This is a genomic window from Vibrio sp. 10N.222.46.A1, assembly GCF_041473595.1.
In the GTDB taxonomy this organism is placed as follows: domain Bacteria; phylum Pseudomonadota; class Gammaproteobacteria; order Enterobacterales; family Vibrionaceae; genus Vibrio; species Vibrio tasmaniensis_A.
Window position 1 is genome coordinate 1 of the sequence record NZ_JBFRSN010001375.1, and the last position, 362, is coordinate 362.

The 362-nt window shown below is 28.2% G+C and carries 1 protein-coding gene; it reads left to right on the forward strand.

All coding sequences use genetic code 11. The annotated features are described in order from the left end of the window. Positions 1-362: hypothetical protein (locus AB4496_RS26715; RefSeq protein ID WP_372132932.1), on the forward strand; the 362-nt coding region annotated here is incomplete at both ends.

Genomic DNA, 362 nt, shown 5'->3' on the forward strand with positions numbered 1-362 from the left:
CCGTTATACATTAGATCTTCCTTATGTGAATACAAGAATTATAAGCAAGAAATTATTGAAAATTTGAATGTTTTTGAATACAACGAGCTTTTAAAGTTAGTTGAGTATTTCTATGAACATAATCAATCTAGTGAGAAAAGGATTAATGAAAATTCTGAAGTAATACAGAGTTTGCAGTTGTCAATCGGCTATCAGCAAGATGAAATAGACCTTTTAAAAAGCAAAATAAAAGGTAAGGAAGATTTCATTGAGGTCATGCAAAAAAAATTAGAAGTGAAAAATTATGAAATTAGAGCTATAAATGACCAAGTTATTGAAATGAAAGCTATAAACAATCAATTACTTGAACGTCTAGATAGACC